This window comes from Pseudorhodoferax sp. Leaf267, from assembly GCF_001422405.1.
Taxonomy (GTDB): domain Bacteria; phylum Pseudomonadota; class Gammaproteobacteria; order Burkholderiales; family Burkholderiaceae_C; genus Pseudorhodoferax.
In genome coordinates this window covers 1,122,257-1,144,111 of the sequence record NZ_LMMV01000001.1, presented here as the reverse complement: position 1 = coordinate 1,144,111, position 21,855 = coordinate 1,122,257, and the positions used below count along the sequence as shown (strand labels likewise).

Genomic DNA, 21,855 nt, shown 5'->3' with positions numbered 1-21,855 from the left:
AGGGCGTGCCGCTCAATTTGTTCTTCGGATGCTTGTCTCGTTGACGTGCTTACGCGCGCCGATTGGACGCCAGCTTCAGCGCAGCGAACTCAGAACAACGAAGGTCCGTTCAGGGCGCATTCCGGGCGTTGATCACCTCCCGAATCGGCCATCCACCCTGCCCTGCCCAATCCGCCTCGGGCGTGCTTCTCCGCATGACCGAAGGTTGAATGGCGCGCTTGCCGAACGTCCACTGGCGCGGAGTCTGGCCATGCTATTGAAATCAATGGAATGCGGAGACCTTCGCCGAAGGTTCAGTCACGTTCCGCAGCTGCCAGTGCCTGAGGCCGACCGTGTTGCGGCTATGGAAGATCTCGATGTGCGAGCAGCGTCTCCAGGCCGATCGCAAGGGCAGCGCAGAGCATGGCCGGGCCGACGCCCGGCTTGGAACTCGGTTCTACGTCCCGGCCAGGTACGCCGGAAAGCTGCGCGCCGCGCGCTGCAGCAGCTCGAATTCCTCGTCCGACAGCTCGATCGGCACGGTGTCGAAATGGCACAGCGTGCCCCAGAGCTCGCCGCGGCTCGACATCACCGGCACGCCGTGGTAGCAGATCGCAACGCCCTGGCAGGCGTGGCCGTCCAGCCGCATGTCGGCCGCCGCATCGTCGGTGCACAACACGGCGTCGCGCAGCACGAACTGGCAAAAGCTGTCTCGCATGGGCACGGCCGCCAGGGCCTCGGGGCGGATGCGCCCCTGCTTGTCGTGCAGCAGGACGTTGTGCAGCACGTCTCCATCGATGCGGCAGGCGGCCGTGTAGCGGTGCGGCACGCCGCCGTTCAGGTAGGCGATGGCGGCGGCGGCGCCGCTGCTGGCCAGCACGCGGTCGACGGCCTCAATGGATCTCGTCGTCATCAGGCGTTGGTCGAAAGGTGGAGTCAAGGCCCTGCGTGCGTGCCTGGCGGGCCGCGACGTGCAGGCTGTCCGCGGTGCGGGCCGCGGCTTCGGGCGTCATCGTCACGGCGAGCCCGTCGGGGCCTTCGAGGATCACCACACCGTGTTCTGCCGTGGCCTTGCCGGCATCGCTGCGCGGCTGGCGCGCGGTCGATCGATCAGTCATGGGGCACTCCGCTGGGCGCCGTTGCGCGCATCGCGATGCGGCGGTTGAGATAGAGATATTCCGGATCGAACAGGGCGGTAGCCGCCAGGCCCGGCAGGTCGTGGATCTGCACCTGCGCGGCACGCATCTGGCACAGGCCCATCTCGCGCAGCTGGCGCAGCACGCGGTTCACGTGCACGTTCGTGAGGCCGCAGACCTCGCCGATATCGGCCTGCGTCATCGGCAATGCAAAGCTGTGGCCGTCCGACGCATCGATGGCCAGCAGCCGCGCGTTCATCTCGCACAGGAAGTGCGCCACGCGCTGCAGGGCGTTGAGGCTGGCCAGCCTGCAGATCCATTGCCGGTGCATGGCCGCATCGAGCAGCGTCAAAAACCACAGGCGACGGGTCAGCTGCATGTCCTGCAGCTGGATGCGTTCCAGCTCTGCGTGGCGGAAGACAGCCACCGTGATGTCGCTCAGCGCTCCGACCTCGTGGTCCAGCTGCTTCAAGGCGTAAGCATGCAGGTCCACGAAATCGCCGGGCAGGTGCACGGCCACGAGATGGCGCCGGCCATCGTGCGCGTCCACATGGCGCGTCATGAGCCCCTGCACCAGCAGGGTGCTGATGTCGACCGGCACGCCCTGGCGCACCACCGTCTCGCCAGCACGAAAAGTCTGTGTGTGCGAGATCGCGCTTTCCAGCAGCAGGCGCTCGGCTTCAGAGAGTTCTGCGGAGCGGTTGCGCAGGACGTTGTGGGTGAACATGGGCATGGCCTGGTTGGCGATGGTGCCGCATCCGGCGGCGCGCCGCATTAACGTGGATCAACGCGCGCGGAATATCCACTGCGCCTGTTGCAAGAAGATGGTGTCCTACACCGCCGCACCGGCTTGCTGCCTAACCTCGCGCACGGCGGCGTCGCCATTCACTAGCAGGAACTCTATGGCCAAGAACAGCAAAGTGCAGCAGGTATTGAGCAACAAGGGCGATGCGATCGACGACAGCGCCGAGCAGATGCAGGAGGTCGATGCACCCGAAGCTCCGCCCGATACCGCAACCGGCACCCGCGCCTCGCGCGAGGACCGCATCCGGCTTGCCGCCTACGCCGCAGCCGAGCGCCGGGGCTTCGCGCCAGGCTCCGAGGAGCAGGACTGGCTCGATGCCGAGCGACAGATCGACGCCGAGGGCGATGAGAGCATCGCTCCGGCGAGCGCCTCTTGACCGCCATCGGCCTCGCGCAGCCGCACGTGCGCGGCTGCGTGAGAGGCGCGGTGTGATCGGCATCGTCATCCCGGCGCATGACGAAGCCTCGCTGGTCGGCGCCTGCATCGAGGCGGCGCTGGCCGCGGCGCGCCATGGCGGGCTATACGGGGAGTCGGTCGAAATCGTGGTGGTGCTGGACGCATGCTCCGACGGCACGGCCGAGATCGTGGCGCGGCATCCCGTCGCCAGCCTCTCGCTTGCGCTGCGCAACGTCGGCGCGGCACGCGCAGCAGGCGCGCAGCAGTTGCTGGCACGCGGCGCGCGCTGGCTGGCTTTTACCGATGCAGACAGCCGTGTTGCCGACGACTGGCTGGTCCAGCAGCTGCGGTTGCAGGCTGACGTGGTCTGCGGCACGGTGGCGGTGGACGACTGGTCCGACCACCCACGCCACGCGCTGCTGCTGGAGCAGCACTTTCGCCGTACCTACACCGATGCGGACGGCCACCGCCACATTCATGGCGCCAACCTCGGCGTGAGCGCGCAGGCCTACCAATCCGTCGGCGGCTTCCTGCCGCGCGCATCGAGCGAGGACGTGGCCCTGGTCCAGGCCCTGCAGCAGGCGGGCGCCCGCATCGCCTGGAGCGCGGCGCCGCGCGTGGTCACCAGCGCGCGCCGCGTGGCGCGGGCACCGGCCGGCTTTGCCGCAGCGCTGTGCTCGGCGGTCGACGCCATGCGCCTGCCCGTGCCGGTGCTGGCGGCCGGTTGAGGCTGCGCGGCTGGCCCGGCACGCTGACGCCGAGACTCCCGTCCTTCTCTGCCATGCAGGCGTGGACTAGGCGTGCAGCGCTGGCCTTGTGGGCCTGCAAGCGATCACTCCCTCCGTCCTGGACCTGACCTCGGGCGAGGCCAGGCAGGTCGCGACTGCCTCGTAACCCGGGGCGCCCAGACAAGGTGCGACTGGCGTCGGGGCACTGTGGTTGGCGGGGCACAGAATGATCGACGCATGGGGCTGGACAGCGTCCAGGTCCAGGATCGCGCAGGAGCGGGTGAGCAGGAACAGCGGGCTGCCTGCGCGCTCGCGCCGGCGCAGATGGGCAGCCAGCGCGCGTTGCGTTGCGTGGTCCAGGCCTTGCTCCACGAGGTCGACGATCAGCACCGTGGCACTGTGGTCCTCCAGGCCGGCCAACAGCGCCGTCAGTGCCTGCGAGGCAACAGCGCCGTGTTCGAGCAGCCACGTGCGCGTGCGATCCACGCGCGCCCCCAAAGCGGCGTCGTTCTCCAACCGCGACCGGGCTGCGCCGTCGTGCGCGCGCTCCAGGCCCAGGAACCGTGCACCTGGCACGGTCTCGGCCAGCCGCATGGCGAACCGCGTTTTGCCACTGCCCAGGGGGCCGACGACGTAGGTCAGCGGCTGGATGCGGGGCAGCGTGAAACGTTCGCCACCCCAGGGCCAGGGGAGATCGAACGCGATGCCCGGTGCCTTCGCAGGGGCCGCGAGGCTCGTCGATTCCTTCAGCGTCGGAGCCTGGCCTTTGCCCAGATCCGACTGCAGGCGCCGGACCTGCGCCATCGTGTCGGTCAGCTCGCGGATGCGGGTGGCGAGGGCCGCTTCATGCGCTGCCAGTGCCGGCTTCAGGTCCTGCGGATCTCCGCCCAGCGCCCTTGCGACCTGCGCCAGGCTGAGGCCGAGCGTACGCAGCGCGACGACCTCGGCGCCCCGCGCCATCTCGTGCGGGCCATAGGAGCGCCAGCCCGCGGGCGTGCGAGCGGGCGTGACCAGGCCGCGCTGCTCATACAGGCGCAAGGCCTTGGCGGATACGCCCAGCCGGGCGGCAGCCTCGGACGGGCGGAGGAATCGGGAAGCGTCGTGCATGGCGGCCTCGTCATGAAGGGACAGGCGTTTATCGGGGCGGCCCCAGGGGCCGGGTCAAGCAGTTTTCGGCGGTCACGAAGAAGACATCCTGACACGACGACTGCCCATCCTTGGTTTCTGACCAGGCAACCGCCGATCGTCAAGCGCTGCGAATCTGAGCCCGGACCGCCAGCGGCAACGCCAGTACCGATGCGGCCGGCGCAAAGCCCGAGCCGGGCGAGGTGCTGGCCGTCGGCCCTAGCAGGGCGCCCGGCGGCGGCTTCGGCGGCGCGCAGTTGTGATCGGATGACGTCACGGGGTCAGGCGGTCGCCGGCCTTGCAGGCGCATGGGGCGAGGCGGACTGCAAGCCCGGCCACGGTGCTGGACAGGGGCGATGGCGCGTATGGCGCGCCACTTTCAATCGAACAGGACGACGTCGCGCAGCGCGTTGCCGGTGGCCAGCCGGTCGAAGCCTTCGTTGATCGAATCCAATGTCAGCGTGTGGCCCATCAGGCGGTCGATGGGTAGCTTGCCGCGCTGGTAGAGGTCGATGTAGCGCGGGATGTCGCGCGCAGGCACGGCCGAGCCGATGTAGCTGCCACGCAGCGTGCGCTCTTCCGCAACCAGTGCGACGGGCGGCAGCGCAAAGCGCAGGGCCGGATTGGGCAGGCCGGCCGAGACCGTGCTGCCGCCGCGGCGCGTGATCTTCCAGGCCAGTTCCATGGCCGGGATCGCCCCCGCCATCTCGAACGCGAAGTCCACGCCGCCCTTGGTGCGCTCACGGATCTGGTCTGCCGTGTCGGAGTGGCCGGCGTTGAAGACCGCGGTCGCGCCCAGCTGCTGCGCCAGGCGCAGCTTGTCTGCGTTGAGGTCGATGGCGATGACTTCGCGCGCGCCGCTGGCCACCGCGCCGAGCAGCGCACTGAAACCGACGCCACCCAGGCCCAGCACGGCGGTCGTGGTGCCGGCCTGCACGCGGGCCGTGTTGACCACGGCGCCGACGCCGGTCAGCACGGCGCAGCCGAAGAGTGCGGCTTCGCGGTGGCTGATGTCCGACTCGATCTTCACGCAGGAACGGCGCGACACCACGGCATGCTCGGCGAAGCACGACACGCCGAGGTGGTGGTGGATCTCGCTGCCATCGGCCGCGTGCAGGCGGCGCCCGCCGCCCAGCAGCGTGCCGGCGTTGTTGGCGGCCGCGCCAGGCTCGCACAGCGCAGGCCGGCCTTCGGCACAGGGCACGCAGCAGCCGCAGCTCGGCATGAAGACGAGCACGACGCGATCGCCGGGTGCCAGGTCACTGACCCCGGCGCCGCAGGCCACGACCTCGCCGCAGGCCTCGTGGCCGAGCGCCATCGGCACGGGCCGCGGACGGTCGCCGCTGATGACGGACAGGTCGGAGTGGCACAGGCCCGCGGCGCGCAGGCGCAGCAGGACTTCGCCATGGCCGGGCGCGTCGAGTTCGACTTCCCCGACGCGCAGCGGCCGGCTTTGGGCATAGGGGGCGGGCAGGCCGATGGCCTGCAGGACGGCTGCACGGGTTTTCATGTGTCTCTTTTCTGGATCGCGGATGGCACGGGATGTGCCGGGCCCGGAAGGCGAAGCCAAGCCTCGCAACGGATGGCGGCCGCAGCTTAGGGCGGGGGTGTCCTGATGGCAATTCAGCGTTGCTGAACAAGCCATAGGCTGGCTGGATAAATCAGCCGCTGCTGCCGGTGTCGAGTGCCGCCAGCGTGTTCGCGTATTCCTGGTGCAGATAGCGCACAAAGCTTTGCGCCGCGCCGCTGAGCCCGTTCTTCTTCTGCAGCACGATGCCGTAGCGGCGGGTCAGCCGCACGTCGGTCACATGCAGGGTGACCCGCTCGCGCTTGGCGTTGATCTGCGCCATGGACTTGGGCAAAAACGTGATGCCGTTGCCGGCATCGAGCATGCCCAGCAAGGTGTTCAGATTCGACGCCTCATTCAGCGGTGGCTGCTGCCAATGGCGCTTGCGGCACTCTTCCTTGATGGCGGTGATCAGCGTGGTGTAGCGGTCCAGGATGAGCAGCGGGTGCGGCACGACCTGCTCGAGCGTGGCCTGTGCTTGCGCGGCCAGCGCGTGGCCCTGGGGCACGACCAGTAGCAGCTCTTCCTCGGCCAACGGCTGGAAGCGCAGCTTGGCGGAATCGCCGTCGAACGCGACGATGGCCAGGTCAGCCGCACTGGTCTCGATGTGCGCGATCACATCGCGGTACTGCATGTCGAGCAGCTTGATGCGCACGTCCGGGAAGCGGTTGCGGTAGCCACGGATCAGGCTGGGCAGCACGGTCGCCGCGATCATGGGCGTGGCCGCGACCACGATGCGCCGGCCGCCGCGCGCACCCGGGGACCCGAACTCGCGCACCAGTTCCCTGAGCCCCTGCAGTGCCTGCGTGGCTGCGTCATACAGGCGCAGGCCTTCCTTGGTCGGCTCGACGCTGCGCGTCGTGCGGCGCAGCAGCTGCGTCGCCAGCCGTTCCTCCAGCCGCTGCACCCGCGCCGTGACCGAGGGCTGCGAGATGTGCATGCGCGTGGCGGCCAGGCTGAAGCTGCCGAGCTCGACGATGGCGATGAAGGTTTCAAGCTCCGTCAGATCCAGGCGCAGCGGCAAGCTGTCCTGTGCATCGAACGGCGCATCGTGGACGGCGGCAGCGGGTGCTTGAGAGTCGCGCAAGGCCAGGAATTCGGGATGGTGCCGGGTGGGCGGTGAAAGAGCGAATGCCAGCCCAAATTTGATTTATTGGCTGGGCAAATAAGTCTATCAGCGATGGCGAATTGTCTGGACGGGGTGTGGGTTTGACACTCCTTCCCAAGCGCACCGGCCATGCAGCCACCGCAAGGCAGGCCGGCGCGATCCGAACCCAGAACCTGGAGACAACGTGCAATTCACCCGCCGCCAACTTTCATCGATGACGCTGGGCACGCTGCTGGCCGTCACCACGGCCACCGCCAGCGCGCAGGACGCGGCAGCCAGTTTTCCCGACAAGCCCGTGCGCATCGTCGTGGGCTTCCCCAGCGGCCAGGCGATCGACGGTGTGGCGCGCTTCTTCGCCCAGAAGCTGGGAGAGGAACTGAAGCAGCCCATCTACGTCGACAACCGTGCAGGCGCCTCCGGCATCATCGCGCACGAACACGTGAAGAACGCGCAGCCCGACGGCTACACGCTGCTCATCACCTCTGGCGCCACGATGGCCATCAACCCGGCGCTGTTCAAGAAGCTGTCGTACGACCCGATCAAGGACTTCACGCCGGTCATCCTGACCAACACGACACCGATGTTCCTGGCCGTCAACGCCAGCACGCCGATCCACTCGTTCCAGGAGATGGTGGCCTACGCGAAGGCGCGGCCGGGCAAGCTTGCCTACGGCTCCGGCGGCAGTGGCCTCACGCAGCACATCGCGATGGAGATGCTGAAGAAGGCCGCCGACATCGACCTGCTGCACGTGCCCTACAAGGGTTCGCCTGCCATGGTGACCGACCTGATCGGCGGCCAGGTGCAGTTCGCCTTCGACACCTCCACGTCCATCCTGCCGCACGCGGCAAACGGGCGCGTCAAGCTGCTCGGCGTGACCAGCCTGGCCCGGTCGGCTGCTGCCCCCAACGTGCCGACGCTCGCGGAGCAGGGCCTGCCCGGCTTCGAGGCGCTGACGTGGGCGGGGCTGGTGACGCCGGCACACACGCCACCGGCCATCGTCGAGAAGATCAACGCCGCGATGAACCGCGTGCTCAAGGCGCCGGCCACGGCCACCTACCTGGCGGGCATCGGGGCCACGCCGGCCGGGGGCACGACTGCCGACTTCGACCAGTTCATCCGCAAGGAGCTGGCGCGCTGGGGCAAGGCCGTCAAGGACTCGGGCGCGCAGGTCGACTGACGCCGCGCCACGCCCGTCGTGCGCATCCCGGCACGGCACCAGTGAACCATCCCACCACGAATTCGCCGCCACCACGGCGCTGCACAACCATGACCTCTTCCGCCAAGAAACGCCAGATGGCGCTCGTCGCCTTCATGCAAGCCCAGAACTGCTCGATGTACGTTGGCTCCTGGCGCCACCCGTCGAGCATGACCGACTTCATGACGCCGGAGTACTACCAGCGCATCGCCCGCACGCTGGAGGAAGGCAAGTTCGACATGGCCTTCTTCGACGACCGCCTGGCCATGCCCGACATCTACGGCAACAGCCACCGCGAGACCGTGGCCCATGGCGTGCGGGCCGTCAAGCTCGACGCCGCCACGGTGATGATGGCCATGGCCATGGCCACCACGCGGCTGGGCCTGGGCGCCACCTACTCGACCAGCTACTACGAGCCCTACCACGTGGCACGGCTGTTCTCGACCATGGACCTCATGACGCGTGGCCGCGTGGCCTGGAACGTCGTCACCTCGCTCAACGATTCCGAGGCCGCGAACTTCGGCAAGTCCGGCCACATGGAGCACGACCTGCGCTACGACCGCGCCGACGAGTTCATGGAAGTCGTGATGGGCCTGTGGGACAGCTGGCAGGACGACGCGCTCATCGTCGACAAGGCCAACGACCGCTTCGCCGACCCCGACAAGGTGCAGCGGCTCGATTACGAAGGCCGCTTCTTCAAGTCGCGCGGGCCGCTCACGGTGCCGCGTTCGCAGCAAGGCCACCCGGTGATCCTGCAGGCCGGCTCCAGCGGCCGCGGGTTGAAGTTCGCCGGCCGCTGGGCCGAGCTGGTCTTCGCCGTCTACCCCAGCCTGGAGGCCGGCAAGAAGCAGTACAAGGCGCTGCGCCAGGCCGTGGCCGACGATGGCCGCGACCCCGACCTCGTGAAGATGATGCCGGAGATGAAGATCATCGTGGCGCCCACCGAGTCCGAGGCCAAGGACCGCCGTGACCTGGTCGCCGCGACCGCCAGGCCCATCGATGGCCTGACGCTGCTGTGCGAAGTGCTCAACGTCGATTTCTCCAAGCGGCCCATCGACCTGCCGTTCACCGACGAGGAACTGGCCGCCGTCTCGTGGCAGAGCCTGCGCGACCGCGTGGTGTCGGTCAGCGGCAAGAAGAACCCTTCGGTGCGCGACTTCGTCGACGCCTCGGGCCGCGGCACGCTGCGCGAAGGACCGTGCTTCGTCGGCACGCCCACGCAGGTGGCCGACCAGATGGAGGAGTGGTTCGGCAGCGCCTGCGACGGCTTCGTGCTGTCGGCCACCTCGGTGCCCGGCACTTACGAGGACATCGTGCGACTGGTGGTGCCCGAGCTGCAGCGCCGCGGCCTGTTCCGCAAGGAATACGAGAGCGACACGCTGCGCGGCAACCTGGGCCTCACGCGCCCCAACGCAGGCGACTGGCGCAAGTGAGCGGCGCGATGGACATGAAGGCCGAACTCAAGATCCTCACGCCGCACGGCATCCTGGGCTACGGCATCCCCGAGCGCGACTTCTGGCGCGGCATCGAGGCCGGTGCCGACGCGATGGTCATCGATGCGGGCTCCACCGACCCGGGCCCCTACCTGCTGGGGCTGGACGCGACCATCGTCTCGCGCGAGGCCTACATCCGCGACCTGACCGTCATGCTCAAGGCCACCGCCACGCGCAAGGTGCCGGCCTACATCAGCTCTGCCGGCGGCGCCGGCACCAACAGCCAGGTCGACGCGCTGCTGGGCGTGATCGCCGAGATCGCCCAGGCCAACGGCTGGACCTTCCAGGCCGCCGCGATCTACTCGGACATCGACAAGGCCGTCATCCTGGACCGCCTGGGCGCCGGCCGCATCGAGCCCTGCGCCTCGGCGCCCGCGCTGACGGCGCAGGACGTCACGTCCTCCACCAACATCGTCGCGCAGATGGGCGCCGAGCCCTTCCTGCAGGTGCTGCGCGAGCGGCCGGACATCGACATCATCGTGTCGGGCCGCGCCTACGACCCATCGCCCTTCGCGGGCCTGTGCATGCTGCACGGCATCGACCCCGGCGTGTACTGGCACATGGGCAAGATCGTCGAGTGCGGCGCCAACTGCGCCGAGCCCAAGGGCAAGGTCATCCTCGCGACCGTGCGCAAGGACAGCTTCGACCTGGAGCCGATGAACCCGGACGAGCGATGCACCATCGCGTCGGTGGCCGCGCATTCGCTGTACGAGAAGACCCGGCCCGACCTGCTGTCCGGCCCGGGTGGCGTGCTCGACCTGCGCCAGTCGCGCTACGAGCAGCTGGACGAGCGGCGCGTGCGCGTGAGCGGCAGCGTCTTCATCCCGTCGGATGTCTACAAGGTCAAGCTCGAAGGCGCGGCCGTCGTGGGCTTTCGCACCATCTTCATCGGCGGCATCCGCGACCCGATCCTGATCGGCCAGATCGACGGCTTCCTGGACAAGGTGCGCCAGGACGCGAAGAACACCTACCCCGCCATCGCCTCGGGCGCGGCCAGCATCCACTTCCACGTGTATGGCAAGAACGGCGTGATGGGTGACTCCGAGCCGTTGAAGGACGCGGTGCCGCACGAGATCGGCCTCGTCGGCGAAGTGACCGCGCCCACCCAGGCCGCGGCCAACGCCATCTGCAACAGCACGCGCATCTCGGTGCTGCACAACCCCTACCCGGGCCAGGTGGCGACGGCCGGCAACTTCGCCATTCCGCTGAACCCGCCCGAGAACCCCATCGGGCCGGTCTGCAAGTTCTCCGTCTACCACCTGATGGAAGTGGAGTCGCCGACCGAACTCTTTCCCATCCGCTACCTGGAGATTTGACATGGCGACGCGAACATTGCGAGAACTGGCCAAGGTCGTGCGCAGCAAGAACTCCGGCCCGTTCGAGATCACCTTCGACGTGATCTTCGACGGCGTGGCGGTCTACGAGAGGGTCAAGGCCAGCGGTGCGCTGCAGCCCGAGGCCATGGCCGCCGCGTATGGCGTGCCCGTGTCGGACATCGTGACCTTCATGTTCTTCGACCCGGCCCGCGCGTTCAAGATGACGCTCAAGCGCTCCTGGGCGCAGGGCACCGTCGGCGAGCGCGACACCTTCGGCGCGCAGCAGCATGCACCGCTGCTGGACATCGCCGTCGAGATGGACTGAGAGGCCCGCGTTGGCCACGGCAAGCCCTGAAGCACGCGCTGTGCATTGGCGACGTGCGCCCCTGATCCGAACGAATAGGAGACCCCCATGAGCCCCGCCACCACCTTGACGGCGCCACCCGCCGTGCAGACCCCCGCCATCGACCAGAAGGAGTTCCGGCGCGCGCTCGGCAGCTTCCCGACCGGGGTGGCCATCATCACCACGCGCGACCGCGACGGCACGCCCACGGGCCTGACCTGCAACTCGTTCAGCTCCGTCTCGCTGGAGCCGCCGCTGGTGCTGTGGAGCCTGCGCAAGGCCAGCAAGTCCATCGAGATCTTCCGCGGCGCCAGGTCCTTCGTGATCAACGTGCTGGCCGAGGACCAGGACCACCTCTCGTCGCGCTTCGCCACGAGCAGCATCGCCGACAAGTTCGACGGGGTGGCCTGGAAGACCGGCTACGACGACATGCCGCTGGTGGACGACTGCGTGGCGCGCTTCGAGTGCAGCGTATTCCAGCAGCACGATGCGGGCGACCACATCGTCTTCATCGGCCAGGTGCAGGCGTTCGAAGTGGTGCGCGAGGAAGACCCGCTGGTCTTCTACAAGGGCGCCTACATGATGCTGACCCAGTCCATGCGCGAGCTGGCCAACAAGGGCCGCGTGTCGCACCGCGCGCTGGCCGAGTCGCGCACCATGATCTATGGCGCGCTGCTGCGGCTGGCCTGCGAGAACGCGCAGCCTGCGGACCTGGACGCCATCGAAGATATCCTGCGCCGGATGGACGCGCAGGTGGCCGCAGGCGACATGGCCGGGCGCATGAAGTCGGCGATCCGCTTCTTCGAGCTGATCAGCGCCGCCGCCCACAACGAAGTGATCGCGCTGGTGGCGCAGTCGCTCAACACGCTGCTGCTGCACACGGTGAAGGCCGAGGCCGCCACGGGCACGGCGCCCGACACGTATGTGCCGGCGCTGAACCCCATCCGTCGGGAGATCCTGGCGGCGCTGCGCCAGCGCGACGAGCCCGCCGCGCTGGCCGCCATGGCGCAGTACGTGGCCCGCGCCACGCAACACTGATGGCACAGCCGGCGCGCGCCGGCTGTCAGCCTGGCGCCTTGGGCTCCAGCATCGACGCCATGGCGTCGAGCACAGGCTCGAACAGCTGGCGCCAGGCGTCGACGACGGCGCGCTTCTCGGGGTCCGATGCATCGATCTGGGCCTCCAGCGTCTTGAGAAACGCCTCGCGGAAGTGGCGCAGGTGTTCGATCGTGATGCCCTTGTCGCGGTGCGAGGGCACCAGGTCGTCGATGGACGAAGGCGGGCTGCCGCGGCGGTAGTTCAGCACCTTGCCCAGCGAGCCGACCAGCTTGTTGTGGTGCGCATCGTCCACCAGGATCAGCCCGGCGGCACGCGGGCCCAGAGCCCGCTCGAAGATGGCGCGGCTGGCCTTGTCGTCCTGGAAGAAGCGCGTGTAGAAGGCCTGCGAGAACTGCATGCCCAAGGGCTCCACCCATTGCCGGTAGGCGTATTTGGCCAGCACGCGGTGCGGCTCCTCGAGCGAGGCCAGCTGGCTCGTCACCTCGCGCATCGAGGCAAAGCGCTGGTCTGGGTCGTCCTGCAGCAGGCGCTCCAGCAGCGCCACGAGCTGCTGGTGCCGCGTCCAGAGCTTGCGGCTGTTGCGCAGCACGGTGAGGGGGGCGGGCGCCGGGACCTGCGCGAACACACGCTCGCATTCCAGCAGCTCCAGCGCCAGCATGCCCAGGAAGTACTGGTCGGCCCGCTGGTCCATGGCCTGGCCGTTGCGCTTCTCGGGCACGACGTAGGTGCCGCCCTTGGGCGTGATCATGCGCGTGAACGTGTCGGGGTCGAAGAAGTGCCACAGGAAGCTGGTCACGCCGACCAGCGAGAGCATCGGCCGCTCGCTGCGTTCGTCCCAGAACACGCTGTCCGGGGGCAGCGGGCCGAAGATGTGCAGGTAGTCGCGGGCCTCCAGGCCTTCGGAGGGCACGGGCGCCAGGTCGTGCAGCTTGGACAAGGCACTGGCCAGGCGGCGCAGGATCACGCCGACCCGGTCGGGCCGCAGGGTGCGCTCCGCCTCTTCCGTCTTTTGCTGGTCCTGCGCGAGCAACGAACCCAGCGTCTCGTCGCGCGCCAGCTCGCTGACGATCACGATGCGCTCGGCCTGGCCGGCGTCCACGGTGAACACGCGGTGCACGCGCAGCACCGACGGGTCCACCACCTCCTTGCGCTGGCGCGCCACGCGCATGAACAGGGTCTGGAGCCGGTGCAGCGGCGTGTTGGTCAGCACCTTGATGACGACGTCGTCGTCGTTCTTGTCGAGCCCGCGGCAGACGATGGAGAAGTTGCTGCTGTCCTTGCCCAGGATGCGGGTGGGCCGGTAGGGCGTGGCCTCGTCCGCGCGCAGCAGCAGTTCGCGGACCGACCTGACGTCGGGGTCTTCCTCGGTGGAAAGCTGCAGCGCGTCGGTGGTGACGCGGGCACACAGCTCCACCAGCATCTGGTCGCGCTCCAGGCCCGGTGGCAGGCTTTCCAGCGCGAGCGTGGGCGGCTCCTGCACCGCCTGCAGGTCGTGCAACTCGGTCCATGACCAGGCGCAAGGGCGCAGCAGCAGCCAGTACACGGCTGCCAGGTCGCCCTTCATGCGCGCCTGGTGCAGGGAGGCCAGCTCGCGCCGGCACCATGGCGACACCAGGTATTCGGGGCTGACCAGCACCAGCGCCGTGCCCGCGCCCTTGAGCGCCGTCAACAGCACGCTTTCCCAGGTGGCGCCGGGGCGGATGTTCCGGTCCGTCCACACGCGGCACTGGGCTTGCATCGCGCCCTCCAGGTGCATGCGGATGGCCTGCATCCAGCGCCGGTCGACGTGGCTGTAGCTGATGAACAGAGCACCGCCCATGGCATCCGCCTTTCGCGTTGTGAGGCTGCGCATTGTCCGGCGGGGGCACAGGGCATGCACACCCCTCGCGCAACGTGGTCATGCGTTCGCGAGCGTGCCCACCCCGCCCTTCCTCAGGCCCAGGCAAGTGTGGCCGCACGGCTGGCACGTCGGCAATGGATGACAGCGCCGCGGCGAGACGCTTGCCGGCAGAGCACGCGTTGGATTGCCATCCCGATGCATGCCGGCCTACGCTGGCTCCCCGTGCCAGGGGCGATCGTCGATAGGCGCATCGCCGGTGCTGGCTGGCGAACCTGTTGCGGACACGGGCGCGACGTCCGCCCACTGGATGGCATACACAGGAGCCCCTCATGCACGATCTCGAAACCCTCGCGGTACAGATGCGACAGGCTTTCGCGGCCGGCATCCCCGTGCGCATGCCGCTCATGCGCTTCAGCGACCTGGAGATCCTCTTCGATCTGCTGGAGAACGACTGAACGCCGCGCCCGCGCGGTGCTGTCGGGCGCGGGTTCGGCGGGTCGCGCTGGGCATGGGCAGGGCCGAGGTCCAGGTGCTCGCCATGCTGGCGGGCATGCGGCTCCTTGCAGGGCATCAGCGGCGCCGGCCGCCGGCCACCGCGAACCGGTACCGCATCCTGCGGTCACCTTGGTGTCTGCCCGCAGGCCTTTGCCGGTGCTATACCCGGCGGCGCATCCAATACCACCAACGGAGACAGGCATGTACCAACCCTTCGACCTCACCGGGCGCAGCGCGCTCGTCACCGGCGGCAACGGCGGCATCGGCTACGGCATGGCGCGCGCGCTGCTGCAGGCCGGCGCCTCGGTGTCGATCTGGGGCTCCAAGGCCGACAAGACGGCCAGCGCGCACGAGGCGCTGGCGCGCGAGTGCGGGGATGCGGCGCGCGTGCACAGCGCCGTGTGCGACGTGGGCGACGAGGCGGCGGTGGAGCAGGCCTTCGCCGCCACGGTCGCTGCGCTGGGCCCGATCGGGGCCTGTTTCGCCAATGCCGGCGTGTCGAGCAAGGGCACGGTGCTCATGGAGATGTCGCTGGAGGAATTCCGCCGCGTCCAGCGCATCAATGTCGAAGGCGTGTTCCTCACGTTGCGCGCGGCGGCGCGCCACATGGCAGCCCACGGCGGTGGCTCGCTGGTGGCGACGGCCAGCACCGCGGCCGTGGAGGGCGCGGCGCGCAACAGCCACTACGGTGCGTCCAAGGGCGCGGTGACGGCCATGGTGCGCGCGCTGGCCGTGGAGCTGGCGCGCCACAAGATCCGTGTGAATTCGATCCTGCCAGGCTGGATCGAGACCGACATGACGCAGCGCTCGTTCGGCAACGACAAGTTCGCCAGCGCCGTGCTGCCGCGCGTGCCGGCGCGCCGCTGGGGCACGGGGGAGGACTTCGGCGGCATCGCGGTCTACCTGGCCAGCGATGCGTCGGGCTACACCACGGGCGAGCAGTTCCTGATCGACGGGGGCTACACCAAGTTCTGAGCCGGCAGCGCGCGGGGCAGCCGGCCTACAGCAGCCGACGGCACGGTTTCGATACTGAAGGGTAGACCACCGCATCCAAGGGAGCTGCCATGCAACAGACACCGCTGCGCCATCTCGCGCTGTCCATCGACGAGCCCGAGCCAGGCCTTTACCACTGGATGATCCTGGAGAGCGAGGACGCCATGAAGACTTGGTTCGTGCTCGAGGCTTCGGACGATGCCTATGACACGTTCGGCGAAGCCTGGGACGACGGCGCCGCCCAGCTGCGCGACATGAGCGACCTGCAGCACGGGCCGCGGGCGGATGAGGTGGAGGACGAAGGCGCCGACCCGGTGCTGGAGACTGGGCCGGGCGTGGACGAGTAACAGGCGGCGGCTGGCGCCAACGTCGCTTCAGCTGCCCCGCAACAAGCTGGCCGGCGACAGGCGCAGCTGTGCCAGCAGCCACTGCGCGCCCAGCGCCAGGCTCACAGCGCTCACGCCGAGGGCTGCCACGGCGCCGGTCCACCACAGGCCGCTGGCATCGAGCTCCAGCCGCCACTGCAGCAGGGCCAGCGCCAGGGCGCTGCCCGCCAGCGTCGCGAAGGCGCTGGTCACCACAGCCAGTACCGCGTATTCCCAGCGCAGGGCGCGCTGCAGGCTGCCGAGCCGGGCGCCCAGCACGTGCAACACGCTGGACTCGTAGACCTGCCGCGCACGGCTGGCCGCGACCACGCTGGTCAGCACCAGCAGGCTGGCCAGCAGGCAGATGCCGGCGATCACAGCCAGCGCGGCACTCGCGCGGCCCAGCAGCAGCCGGCTCTCGGACAGCAGCGCGTCGGTGCGCACGCTGACGATATTGGGCGCCTGGGCCGCCAGCCGGTCCTGCGCGGCGATGGCCTGCTGCGGGCCGAGCCAGGCGGCGCCGACATGGCGCGTGATGTAGGGGTCGAGCACGCCGTCGCTGAAGATGCCCTCCAGCCACAGCCGGGCCTGTAGCCGGCGCTGGCCGTAGATGGCAGCCAGTTCGGCCTCCACGCTCTGGCCCTGGATGTCGAAGCGCAGGCGGTCGCCGACCTGCAGGTCGAGCTGGTCGGCCTCGCGGTCCTCCATGGCGACGAGTGGCGGGCCTTGGTAGTCGGCGGGCCACAGCGCGCCGCGCTCGACCACCACGTCGTCGACATTGCCGGCGCGTGTGGACAGCTTGTGTTCGTTGCGCGCCTCGCGTGCGCGGCGCGTGTCGCTGCTCTCGCGCAGCGGCTCGCCGTTGACGGCGGCCAGCCTGCCTAGCACCAGCGGCGCGGTCTGCAGGCGGTCGGCGCCGGCCAGTGCCTCGCGCAGCAGCGGCAGCTGCTCGGTCTGCACGTCGTGCAGCACCATGCCGGGCGCCTCGCGCGGCACCGTGTCGGCGATGGTGCGCAGCAGCGCGGCCACGGTCAGCGTGCAGGCCACCAGCAGCGTCAGCGCCGTGCCCAGGGACAGCAGGGCCGGGCGCAGCGCCGAGCCCGGGCGCTGCAGGCTGGCCAGGGCCAGCCGCAGTTCGAACGCGGGCTGCCAGCGCGAGGCAAGCAGCCGGCGCGCCGCCGTGCGCAGCAGCGCCTGCACGCCTTCGAGCACGGCCAGCAGCGCGGCCACGACTGCCAGGAAGGCCCAGCCCAGCCGCGGGTCGGGCAGCGTGCCCACCAGCAGCGCGGCCAGCGCCAGGCCGCAGCCGGCGCTCGCCAGCCACGCCCAGGCGGGCGTGCGCAGCGGAGCCGCGTGCAGGCCACGGAACAGCGCGGCCGGCGAGACCGTCAGCGCGCGGCCCAAAGGCGGCAGCGCGAAGGCCAGCGCGGTCAGCACGCCGAAGCCCATGGCCAGGGCCGCGGGGCCGGCCATGGTGGCGATCTGCGGGCCGAGCTGCTGCGCCAGCGGCAGGCTGCGCGCGGCCAGGGCCACGCCGCCCAGGGCCAGCGCACCGCCCCCGGCCACGCCGAGGGCGCTGGCCACCAGCGCCAGCATGAGGATCTGCAGCAGCACCAGCACGGCCAGCCGCGCGTCGCGCAGGCCCAGCGCACGCAGGGTGGCAAGCAGGCCAAGCTTGCCCTGCAGATAAGCCTGCACGCTGTTGAACACGCCCAGGCCACCGATGAACAGGGCCGACAAGCCGATCAGCATCAAGGCCGAGCCGACCTGCTCCAGCACCTGGGCCACGCGCTCGCTGCGCTGCGCGAAGCTGCGCACCTCGGCGTTGGACTGCGGGAACGCGGCGATGAAGTTGTCGCGCCAGGCCGCGGGCGGCGTGGGCGTGCGGACGCGGTAGTGGTAATGCACGCGGCTCAGCGGCTGCACCAGGCCGGTGGCGGCTAGCGCGCCTTCGGCCAGCAGCACGGGCGCGCCGTTCCAGTCGGCACGCAGGCTGCGGTCGGGCTGGCGCGCGATCGTGGCGCGCACTTGCAGCGCCAGGTCGCCCAGGTGCACGGTCGCGCCGGGCGTGAGGTTGAGGCGCTGGGCCAGCACGGCGTCCAGCGCGATGCCCCAGCGGCCATCCTGCTGGGCCAGCGCATCGGCCAGCGGCTGCGGCGGGGCCAGCTCCACCGCGCCGTACAGCGGGTAGCGCGCGTCGGCGCTCTGCACGGTGACGAGCTGCGTGCGGCCGTCGGCACTGCGCAGCATGCTGCGCAGTTCGATCAGGCGCGAGACCTCGCCGCGCGCGGCGATCCAGTCGAGTTCAGGCGCTGGCAGCGGGTCGGCATGGCGCACCTCGAGGTCGCCGCCGAACAGCGCGCGCGCGTCCTCGTGCAGCGCGCCGGCCACCTGGCGGTACAGGCCGCCGCTGGCCATGACCAGGGCCACGCCCAGCGCCAGGCAGGCGCAGAACACCCAGAGCGGCCGGCCGCTCGCGCGCAGGTCGCGCCAGGCCAGGTCAATCAGCATGGGCGGGCTCGCGCGGCGCGGGGGCCGCTGCGGCCGTGGGGCGGTGGGTGTGCTCGTGCAACTGGCCCTCGTGCAGGCGCAGCACGCGGTCGCAGCGCGCGGCGAAGTCCAGGTCGTGCGTGACCAGCACCAGGGTCGTGCCGGTATCGCGGTTCAGCGCGAACAGCAGTTCGCGCACCAGGGCGCCGGTGTGGTCGTCCAGGTTGCCGGTGGGCTCGTCGGCCAGCAGCAGGCGCGGTCCGTGCACGAGGGCGCGCGCGATCGCCACGCGCTGTTGTTCGCCGCCCGAGAGCTGGCCGGGGTAATGGCCCTCGCGCGCGGCCAGGCCCACGCGGCGCAGGAAGTCGCGGGCGCGCGGGTAGGCGTCGCGCTGGCCGGCGATTTGCAATGGCAGGGCCACGTTGTCCAGCGCCGTCAGGCTGGGCAGCAGGTGAAAGGACTGGAACACGATGCCGATGCGGTCGCGCCGCAGGTCGGCCAGCGCGTCGCGGCCCTGCTCGCCCAGGCGCACGCCATCGAGCGTCACGTGGCCGCTGGCAGGCTGCTCCAGGCCGGCCAGCAACAGCAGCAACGAGGTCTTGCCCGAGCCGGAGGGGCCGGCCACGGCCACGCTCTGGCCGGCGGGGATAGAGAGGGTCACGTCGCGCAGCACGTCGATGCGCGCGCCGTTCAGGCTGTAGTGCAGGCACAGCCGGTCCAGTTCGATGATGTTCATGCAGGGCGTGGCGGGGGCTTGGGTGCGAAGCAAGGTGGGAGCGCTTCGGCCTCTGATTCGTTCCATCGCCGGCGCGGCGTTGTGCGCGGACGTCGTTGTGTGCCGAAACAGATCGTTGTGCGATTGCGCACTGTCCTGTGATTCGACAGCTTGGGGGTATGCACCTGTGTCGCCTCACGCCAACGCCCCGCACGATGCGCGCGCCGTTCTGTGGCGGCGGCCGGGCAATCGCAATGCCCGCGAGGCTGCTGCAGACAGGCCCGGTGCCGCCCAGGCGGCCCGGCCATCAACCTTGTCGTGGAGCCGGTGAAATGAAGATCTCAATCCAACAATGCGCGCCGCTGCTGGGCCTGGCTCTGGCCGGCATGGCGTGGGGCCAGTCCAGCGTGACGCTGTACGGCGTCGTCGACGTGGCCGTGCGCCATGACACCAACGCCGATGGCAACGGCCATTCGCGCACCGCGCTCGGCCCCGGCGCCACGGGCAGCAGCCGGCTCGGCTTCAAAGGCACGGAAGACATGGGAGGCGGTCTGAAGGCCAACTTCAAGCTGGAGAACGGCTTCAATGCCGCCAATGGCGACCTGGCCGACAACACGCGCGCCTTCAGCCGCGAGGCCTGGGTCGGCCTGTCGGGCAGCTATGGCGAGCTGCGCCTGGGCCGCCAGTACACGGTGATGTTCGAGCACTACAACACCTTCGACCCGATGTACGGCATCTCCAACGTGGCCGAGAGCGTGCCTTTCCTGGCCTACAGCGCCGGCACGGACCCGGTGCACATCGACAACGCCGTGCGCTATGGCAAGGACTGGGGCCCGGTGGGCCTCGCGCTGATCGCCGCGCCGGGCGAGGTGCCGGGCGTTGGCGGCAAGGGCCGGTACGCGGGTGCCACGCTCAAGTACGCGGTGGGGCCGAACGGCATCAGCGGCTACTACGAGCAGCGTGACCCGAACACCGATGCCACGAGCGGCGAGCCGAAGAAGCGCGTCTGGGGCGTGGGCGGCTCCTACATGGTGGGCCCGGTCATCCTGTACGCCAATTACCAGCGTCACAACCAGTTGTTCGCGATCCCTGGCGAGGTCAAGGGCAACCTGTACTCGCTGGGTGCGGTGTACCCCGTGGGGCAGTGGACCTTCCTGGCCGCGTTCTACCGCGACCGGCAGGAAAACGACGGCGGGCTGGATGCCAGGCGCAACACGCTGGCACTGTCGGCCTACTACAGCCTGTCCAAGCGCACGGCGGTCTATGCCTATGTGGACAGCACGCGCTGGAAGGACGGCTACGTGGAACTGCTGGCCGACGACTACGGCAGCAAGGGCCGCCGCGCCAACGTGATGCTGGGCATGCGGCACAACTTCTGAGCGGTCAGGTGCTGGCGTTGCGCCCGATCTCGGGCCAGCGCCGGTGCAGCCAGATCCAGGACACCAGGCCGATGGCCATCATCACCAGCGAGGCCGTGGCCAGCAACACGGTGGAATGCATGACCAGCGGCGCGATCACGCCGGCCACGACGCCGTTGGCCGTGGAGCCGACCACCGCCTGCAGCGACGAGGCCATGCCGCGCCGCGTGGGGTGCAGGTCCAGCACCAGCAAGGTGACCACGGGCACCATCAGCGCCCAGCCGAATGCGAACACCGCGATCGGCGGCAGCGCCCACAGCGGGTGCGCCGTCCACAGCAGGTTGGCGGCCAGATTCAGCACCGCAACCACCGTCATGATCAGAAAGCCGTGGCGGATCTGCCGCTTGGGCGCGATGCGCCCGGCCAGCCGGCCGCTGGCCCAGGCGCCGCCCATGATGCCGGCGATGGTCAGCAGGAAGAACCAGAAGAACTGCGTGGGCGCCAGGCCCAGCAGCGTGCCCAGGAATTCGGGCGCCGACAGCACGTACAGGAACATGCCGTTGAACGGCACGCCGCTCGCGAAGGCCAGCAGCACGAAGCGCGGGTCGGTGATCAGCGCGCGGTAACCGCGCATGAGCTGGGGCACGCGGAAGGGCTGGCGCTGCGCGGGCCGCAGCGTCTCGGGCAGCAGCTTCCAGTTGCTGATCAACATCACGACACCGACGCCCGTGAGGAACCAGAACACGCTGTGCCAGCCCAGGTGCACGAACAGCCAGCCGCCCACGATGGGCGCGATGGCCGGTGCCACGCCGAAGTAGATGGTCACCTGGCTCATGACCTTCTGCGCCTCGGCCGGCGGGTACACGTCGCGGATCACCGCGCGCGAGACCACGATGCCGGCGCCGGTCGACAGGCCCTGCAAGGCGCGGAAGAAGACCAGCTGCTCGATGTTCTGCGCCAGCGCGCAGCCGGCCGAGGCGAGCGTGAAGACGCCGATGCCCCACAGCACCACGGGCCGACGGCCGAAGCTGTCCGACAGCGCGCCGTGGAACAGGTTCATGAACGCGAAGCCGAACAGGTAGGCCGAGAGCGTTTGCTGCATCTCCACCGGCGTTGCGCCGAGCGAGCGCGCGATGCCGGAGAAGGCCGGGATGTAGGTGTCGATCGCGAACGGGCCCAGCATGCCCAGTGTGGCGAGCAACACCGCCAGGGCCCAGCGCGGGCCGCGCCACAGGGGCGTAGCCTCTGCGCTCATGGTCGGGTCTGCTTACTTCAGGCCAGCAGCGGCGCGCAAGGCGGCAGCCTCGTAGCGCAAGTCTGCGGGTCTGCTGGCGCGGACGCAGGCCTTC

Annotated in this window: 21 protein-coding genes; 11 read left to right on the top strand and 10 right to left on the bottom strand. The window is 69.6% G+C overall.

Annotated elements, in window-relative coordinates; translation table 11 throughout:
• Positions 1-436 precede the first annotated feature (436 nt).
• Genes ASF43_RS05090 through ASF43_RS05080 form a run of 3 tightly spaced genes read right to left on the bottom strand, consistent with a single transcriptional unit; the run spans position 437 to position 1,842 of the window.
• Entirely contained in the window at positions 437-892 is a 456-nt protein-coding gene (locus ASF43_RS05090; protein ID WP_082497594.1) for a GAF domain-containing protein, read from the bottom strand.
• The gene (locus ASF43_RS05085; protein ID WP_056177323.1) at positions 873-1,097 is read right to left on the bottom strand and encodes a hypothetical protein; all 225 of its coding nucleotides are present in this window, start codon (positions 1,095-1,097) and stop codon (positions 873-875) included. Before ASF43_RS05085 ends, ASF43_RS05090 begins: the two co-directional genes overlap by 20 nt.
• Positions 1,090-1,842: a Crp/Fnr family transcriptional regulator gene (locus tag ASF43_RS05080; protein WP_056178139.1), complete on the bottom strand. Its 753-nt coding sequence runs from the start codon at positions 1,840-1,842 to the stop codon at positions 1,090-1,092. Before ASF43_RS05080 ends, ASF43_RS05085 begins: the two co-directional genes overlap by 8 nt.
• A gap of 175 nt (positions 1,843-2,017) precedes the next feature.
• Here ASF43_RS05080 and ASF43_RS29630 point away from each other — a divergent pair, with 175 nt between their 5' ends.
• A complete protein-coding gene (locus ASF43_RS29630) occupies positions 2,018-2,296 on the top strand; it encodes a DUF2934 domain-containing protein (protein WP_056177321.1) in 279 nt (92 codons plus the stop codon).
• Positions 2,297-2,348: 52 nt separating this feature from the next.
• A complete protein-coding gene (locus tag ASF43_RS05070; RefSeq protein WP_056177319.1) occupies positions 2,349-3,044 on the top strand; it encodes a glycosyltransferase family 2 protein in 696 nt (231 codons plus the stop codon).
• Positions 3,045-3,110: 66 nt separating this feature from the next.
• On the opposite strand, the gene ASF43_RS05065 is transcribed toward ASF43_RS05070, so the two are convergent.
• From ASF43_RS05065 to ASF43_RS05055, 3 genes are all read right to left on the bottom strand, one after another.
• Complete coding sequence (locus ASF43_RS05065) at positions 3,111-4,151, bottom strand: MerR family transcriptional regulator (RefSeq protein ID WP_056177316.1); 1,041 nt, start codon at positions 4,149-4,151, stop codon at positions 3,111-3,113.
• A 397-nt stretch (positions 4,152-4,548) separates the two neighbouring features.
• On the bottom strand, positions 4,549-5,679 hold the full coding sequence (locus tag ASF43_RS05060; RefSeq protein WP_056177314.1) for a zinc-dependent alcohol dehydrogenase family protein: 1,131 nt from the start codon (positions 5,677-5,679) through the stop codon (positions 4,549-4,551).
• Between the two features lie 151 nt (positions 5,680-5,830).
• Positions 5,831-6,823, bottom strand: a complete 993-nt coding sequence (locus tag ASF43_RS05055; protein WP_056177313.1) for a LysR family transcriptional regulator — start codon at positions 6,821-6,823, stop codon at positions 5,831-5,833.
• Between the two features lie 205 nt (positions 6,824-7,028).
• On the opposite strand from ASF43_RS05055, the gene ASF43_RS05050 reads away from it, so the two are divergent.
• The 5 genes from ASF43_RS05050 (at position 7,029) to ASF43_RS29625 (ending at position 12,229) form a co-directional block, all read left to right on the top strand.
• Positions 7,029-8,021, top strand: coding sequence for a tripartite tricarboxylate transporter substrate binding protein (locus tag ASF43_RS05050; protein WP_156373132.1), 993 nt, complete (start codon positions 7,029-7,031; stop codon positions 8,019-8,021).
• 89 nt (positions 8,022-8,110) lie between these two features.
• Positions 8,111-9,472 carry an LLM class flavin-dependent oxidoreductase gene (locus tag ASF43_RS05045; protein WP_156373131.1) on the top strand — a complete coding sequence of 454 codons (1,362 nt, stop codon included), beginning with the start codon at positions 8,111-8,113 and terminating at the stop codon, positions 9,470-9,472.
• An 8-nt stretch (positions 9,473-9,480) separates the two neighbouring features.
• Positions 9,481-10,848, top strand: coding sequence for an acyclic terpene utilization AtuA family protein (locus tag ASF43_RS05040; RefSeq protein WP_235578121.1), 1,368 nt, complete (start codon positions 9,481-9,483; stop codon positions 10,846-10,848).
• Position 10,849: 1 nt separating this feature from the next.
• A complete protein-coding gene (locus ASF43_RS05035; RefSeq protein WP_056177306.1) occupies positions 10,850-11,173 on the top strand; it encodes a DUF4387 domain-containing protein in 324 nt (107 codons plus the stop codon).
• 87 nt (positions 11,174-11,260) lie between these two features.
• Positions 11,261-12,229 (top strand): flavin reductase, encoded by a 969-nt coding sequence (locus tag ASF43_RS29625; RefSeq protein ID WP_082497592.1) that lies wholly within the window; start codon positions 11,261-11,263, stop codon positions 12,227-12,229.
• Between the two features lie 25 nt (positions 12,230-12,254).
• Here the strand turns inward: ASF43_RS29625 and ASF43_RS05025 are convergent, their stop codons facing one another.
• On the bottom strand, positions 12,255-14,069 hold the full coding sequence (locus ASF43_RS05025) for a TIR domain-containing protein (RefSeq protein WP_056177304.1): 1,815 nt from the start codon (positions 14,067-14,069) through the stop codon (positions 12,255-12,257).
• A 350-nt stretch (positions 14,070-14,419) separates the two neighbouring features.
• On the opposite strand from ASF43_RS05025, the gene ASF43_RS31985 reads away from it, so the two are divergent.
• The 3 genes from ASF43_RS31985 (at position 14,420) to ASF43_RS05015 (ending at position 15,925) form a co-directional block, all read left to right on the top strand.
• Complete coding sequence (locus tag ASF43_RS31985) at positions 14,420-14,545, top strand: hypothetical protein (protein ID WP_255358085.1); 126 nt, start codon at positions 14,420-14,422, stop codon at positions 14,543-14,545.
• A 241-nt stretch (positions 14,546-14,786) separates the two neighbouring features.
• Positions 14,787-15,560 (top strand): SDR family NAD(P)-dependent oxidoreductase, encoded by a 774-nt coding sequence (locus tag ASF43_RS05020; protein WP_056177302.1) that lies wholly within the window; start codon positions 14,787-14,789, stop codon positions 15,558-15,560.
• Positions 15,561-15,649: 89 nt separating this feature from the next.
• Entirely contained in the window at positions 15,650-15,925 is a 276-nt protein-coding gene (locus ASF43_RS05015; protein ID WP_056177301.1) for a hypothetical protein, read from the top strand.
• A 27-nt stretch (positions 15,926-15,952) separates the two neighbouring features.
• On the opposite strand, the gene ASF43_RS05010 is transcribed toward ASF43_RS05015, so the two are convergent.
• Both ASF43_RS05010 and ASF43_RS05005 read right to left on the bottom strand, forming a co-directional pair.
• Complete coding sequence (locus ASF43_RS05010) at positions 15,953-18,454, bottom strand: ABC transporter permease (protein ID WP_056177299.1); 2,502 nt, start codon at positions 18,452-18,454, stop codon at positions 15,953-15,955.
• The gene (locus tag ASF43_RS05005) at positions 18,444-19,169 is read right to left on the bottom strand and encodes an ABC transporter ATP-binding protein (RefSeq protein ID WP_200932427.1); all 726 of its coding nucleotides are present in this window, start codon (positions 19,167-19,169) and stop codon (positions 18,444-18,446) included. The genes ASF43_RS05010 and ASF43_RS05005 overlap by 11 nt, the downstream gene beginning before the upstream one ends.
• A 311-nt stretch (positions 19,170-19,480) precedes the next feature.
• On the opposite strand from ASF43_RS05005, the gene ASF43_RS05000 reads away from it, so the two are divergent.
• Entirely contained in the window at positions 19,481-20,527 is a 1,047-nt protein-coding gene (locus ASF43_RS05000) for a porin (protein ID WP_056177297.1), read from the top strand.
• A gap of 4 nt (positions 20,528-20,531) precedes the next feature.
• Here ASF43_RS05000 and ASF43_RS04995 read toward each other — a convergent pair whose 3' ends face one another.
• Positions 20,532-21,761 (bottom strand): multidrug effflux MFS transporter, encoded by a 1,230-nt coding sequence (locus tag ASF43_RS04995; RefSeq protein WP_056177295.1) that lies wholly within the window; start codon positions 21,759-21,761, stop codon positions 20,532-20,534.
• Between the last annotated feature and the right edge of the window lie 94 nt (positions 21,762-21,855).